We start from the raw sequence: 1,756 nt of genomic DNA, 5'->3' as shown, positions 1-1,756 counted from the left end.
GCGTCGGCCGGGGCGGGCCGTCAACCTCGCCGACGCCGATCGGCCTTCCCGCGGCCCCCGCCGTTCGACCGGGTCGCACCCTCCCCGGGAGGGCCACCGAGACCGGCCCGCAGGACGACGCGGACCACCCCTACACGTGCGAACGTGGCTGCAGGGGACCGGAGTTCGGGCCCCGGGGAGGGATCGTCATGAACGTCACCCGCACCGCTCGCACCACCCGAACCACCCGCACCGCCCGTGCCGCCCGGCTCGCCGCCGTCGCGCTGGCCGGCGCCACCGTCCTCACGCTCGCTCCGACGGCGGCCGTCGCGGCCGACGCCGCGAGCGGGTCCCCCGCCGTGTCGGCCGACGCCGCCGCCCGGGCCGGTCTGGATCCCGAGCTGCGGGCCCTGGTCGAGCGCGGCTCCGCGACGGCCGCGCTCGGCGAGGCGCGCGAGAACGGCCGCCGGGTCTGGCGCGGCGCGGCCGGGGTCAACGACCTCGACTCGCAGCGGCCGGCCCGCGCCGACGGCCGGTTCCGGATCGGCAGCGTGACCAAGACCTTCGTGTCCACGGTCGTGCTGCAGCTCGTCGACGAGGGGAAGCTCCGGCTGGACGACCCGGTCGAGCGCTACCTGCCGGGCGTCGTCCCGAACGGCGGGGCGATCAGCGTCCGCCAACTGCTCAACCACACCAGCGGCCTGTACGACTACCTGGACGACCCGCGCTTCCTCTACCAGGACGAGCCGAGCCTGCGCTCGTACCTCGACCGGCGGCGCTGGACGATCTGGACCCCGGCCCAGCTGATCGAGGTGGGCGTGCAGGGGACGCCCTACTTCCCGCCCGGGCAGGGCTGGCACTACTCGAACACCAACTACGTCCTCGTCGGCGAGGTGATCCGCAAGGTCACCGGGAACAACTGGCGGACCGAGGTGGACCGGCGGATCGTCAGGCCGCTGCACCTCGACGACACGGTGTTCGCGGGCGCCCGGACGGGCATCCCCGGCCCGCACGCCCACGGGTACGCCCGGCTGCCGGAGGGCCCGGCCGACCTCACCCGGATCAACCCGAGCTTCGGCGACGCGGCGGGCGACGGCATCTCCACCACCGCCGACCTCAACCGCTTCCACGCCGCCCTGTTCGGCGGGCGGCTGCTCTCCCCGGCCCGGTTCGCGGAGATGACGACGGCCGTCCCGGCGCCGATGCTCGGCGCGCACTACGGGCTGGGCCTGATCCGCTACGACCTGCCCTGCGGCGAGATCTGGGGCCACACCGGCGGGATACCGGGCTACAACACGATATGGCTCGGGGCGAAGGACGGCACGCGGCAGTTCTCGCTCTCCTTCAACCTCTCGCAGGGGTCCGAGACGAGCGAGACCTTCACCACGCTGAACGCCTTCATCGAGAAGGCCTCGTGCGGCCCGGCTGCGGCCAGCACGCCGGGCGCCGCGGCGAACTCGCCGCTGAAGCTCCTGCGTTGAGCGACCGGCCGGACGGCGGGGCGGGTGCGGTGCCGAGCCCGGTGAGACCGGTCGGCCGGCACCCGACCCCCGCCGTTCGGCCGGGTCCCGGGATACCCCTGACGGACGGCCGGGGCCTCGGAGGCCGGTCCGCAGGACGACGCGGGGCGGCCCGGACGGATGCGAGCCTGGGTTCCGAGGGCCCGAGGTCCGGGCCGGGGAGGGTGGTTCACCATGGCGTTCGTTCAGGATCGGGCTCCGCGCAGGCGCGGCCGGCGGCCGGGGATGCGGACGGCGGCCGTCGCACTGGCCGGGGC

1 protein-coding gene is annotated in these 1,756 nt (G+C 75.3%); it reads left to right on the top strand.

Annotation, left to right across the window (positions count from 1 at the left end; all coding sequences use genetic code 11):
• Window positions 1-188: 188 nt before the first annotated feature.
• Window positions 189-1,460 (top strand): serine hydrolase domain-containing protein, encoded by a 1,272-nt coding sequence (locus ACFXAM_RS38675; RefSeq protein WP_380298618.1) that lies wholly within the window; start codon window positions 189-191, stop codon window positions 1,458-1,460.
• Window positions 1,461-1,756 lie beyond the last annotated feature (296 nt).

Source organism: Kitasatospora sp. NPDC059462 (assembly GCF_042749955.1).
In the GTDB taxonomy this organism is placed as follows: Bacteria; Actinomycetota; Actinomycetes; order Streptomycetales; family Streptomycetaceae; genus Kitasatospora.
The sequence above is the reverse complement of the archived record's forward strand: the minus strand, read 5'-3'. Positions and strand labels throughout refer to the sequence as shown.

What these genes read in the sequence shown, in the direction of transcription:
- ACFXAM_RS38675 (WP_380298618.1), top strand. Translation starts at nt 189, where the DNA reads ATGAACGTCACCCGCACCGCTCGCACCACCCGAACCACCCGCACCGCC.